General features: G+C 42.6%; 1 protein-coding gene and 5 tRNA genes. 5 read left to right on the top strand and 1 reads right to left on the bottom strand.

All coding sequences use genetic code 11. The features are described from left to right. The first annotated feature begins 312 nt into the window (after positions 1-312). The 5 genes from F6K64_RS37965 (at position 313) to F6K64_RS37945 (ending at position 767) form a co-directional block, all read left to right on the top strand. A tRNA-Cys gene (locus F6K64_RS37965) sits at positions 313-383 on the top strand. 51 nt (positions 384-434) lie between these two features. After that, positions 435-518 (top strand) — tRNA-Tyr (locus F6K64_RS37960). Between the two features lie 4 nt (positions 519-522). Then, positions 523-607, top strand: a tRNA-Ser gene (locus F6K64_RS37955). Between the two features lie 6 nt (positions 608-613). Further along, positions 614-686: transfer RNA gene (locus tag F6K64_RS37950), tRNA-Arg, on the top strand. A gap of 8 nt (positions 687-694) precedes the next feature. Then, positions 695-767: transfer RNA gene (locus F6K64_RS37945), tRNA-Arg, on the top strand. 42 nt (positions 768-809) lie between these two features. Here F6K64_RS37945 and F6K64_RS37940 read toward each other — a convergent pair. Next, the gene (locus F6K64_RS37940; protein WP_287268007.1) at positions 810-1589 is read right to left on the bottom strand and encodes an HvfC/BufC N-terminal domain-containing protein; all 780 of its coding nucleotides are present in this window, start codon (positions 1587-1589) and stop codon (positions 810-812) included. Positions 1590-1740: the final 151 nt, after the last annotated feature.

The following is a 1740-nucleotide window of genomic DNA, read 5'->3' as shown; positions in this document are numbered from 1 at the left end:
GAAAGCTTCTTTGTTGTGCCTGATTTTTTCTTGCGCTTAGACATCGTTGGCTATTCTTGGCCTTTTTGTCTATTATACCCCAAAAAATCCCGTTTTATCCCGCTTTTTGACTACTTAATTGCAAGGCTTATGAGAAGTGGCCTTCTAAAAAGTAATTATTTCACATATTGAGCCCCTCAATGCTCTAAGGGAATCACTATTTTGTATTACACTATTGACACTTTGTAGTATATTATGTAATATATATATAACAGAGTAATACAGGACGAACACCTGCTTGCTCTGAAGCACCTTGAAAACTTCAGAGAATGTGTCCAGGTCGCCTAATGGTAGGGCATTGGTCTGCAAAACCGATTGTGTGAGTTCAATTCTCACCCTGGACTTCAAATATTGCAGTTCCAGGGCAGGTTCAATTCCCGTCGGCACTGCAAATTGGGTTGGTATCCAAGTCCGGTTAAGGAACCCGTCTGTAAAACGGATGCCTCTGTGCGCCGTAGGTTCAAATCCTACCCAACCCATTCTGGAGAGGTCGCTATTGGCAGGGCAAGCTGTTTGCTAGACAGTTGTAGATGTAAGTCTACTGGGGGTTCGACTCCCTCTCTCTCCGCGTTGTGGGAGTGTAGTGTAATGGATCAACACGCTGGTCTTCGGAACCAGAAATCGGGGTTCAAATCCCTGCATTCTCGCTAATCCTGGGAGTGTAGCCTAACGGATAAGGCATCAGTCTTCTAAACTGACGAATGTAGGTTCAAATCCTGCCACTCCTGTTATGCGTAAATAAGCTGAAATCCTTCTGTATAAGGAGACGTCTAAATCGAAAACCTAGCAATCCATCCACGTTGTACAAATTGCGGTAACTCAGATGCTACATCAATAGCTAATTCATCAGCAGCCAGGTCTTGACAAATTGCTTCAAATCGATTTTCTCCTTGAAAAGCCTTCAGCAGTTGCCATTCTGCTTTTGTTGGCAGCTCAATGCGCATATCATAACCATTGCGCCAGAGGAATAGTTGTATCCCCCCTTCATCTAAATTGACTTGCTGATCACCTTGGTATTCAGGTTGATTAACTTCCCAAATGCGATGGATCGGGTAAGCTGACTCAATCAGAACACTATTTTTAGGTAAATGGAAAATCAGTTCTCCCCATTTGTCTTGGGGAACTGTACTCAATGCTTGGACATCTAACCTGGTAGCCTCTTCACCATTAAACACCCGATGCCAGTGCCACTCTAACCTGGCTACATCTGGTAAGTAGGGTAACTGTTTTGCTGGCTCAAAATTCGCCAAAAAATCAGGAAAGTATTCGCCATAATTTCCTAAATCCATTGATATCGAAGGAAAGCGTTGGATATAGCTTATCGCTGTTCCATCAAAAAATTTCTCTCCCACCAAACAACAGCAGACTGGATAAATTGACATTAAGGTTTGGCTCAGGTTGCCTAGGACACTGCTACGATAAATCGCTAACCCTTGATCAGGGGTCAATTGTTTAGCTGCTTTGATGTGTTGAGCAATGGTTTGTGTACTGGCAGGATTATTTTCAAAAACAGCATCGTAAAATAACTGTTGTAGTGTCCTTAATTCCATCTATTTACCTGATCTAAATACGTAAGCTATCAGCTATCAGCTATCAGCTATCAGCTATCAGCTATCAGCTATCAGCTATCAGCTATCAGCTATCAGCTATCAGCTATCAGCTATCAGCTATCAGCTATCAGCTATCAGCTATCAGCTATCA

Origin of the sequence: Moorena sp. SIO3A2, from assembly GCF_010672265.1 — a bacterium.
GTDB classification, from domain to species: domain Bacteria; phylum Cyanobacteriota; class Cyanobacteriia; order Cyanobacteriales; family Coleofasciculaceae; genus Moorena; species Moorena producens.
Note: the sequence above shows the minus strand (reverse complement) of the source record. Positions and strands in the feature narration are given on the sequence as shown.

Excerpts from the sequence above, each read along its gene's own strand:
- F6K64_RS37940 (WP_287268007.1), bottom strand. The coding sequence starts at position 1,589 with ATGGAATTAAGGACACTACAACAGTTATTTTACGATGCTGTTTTTGAA.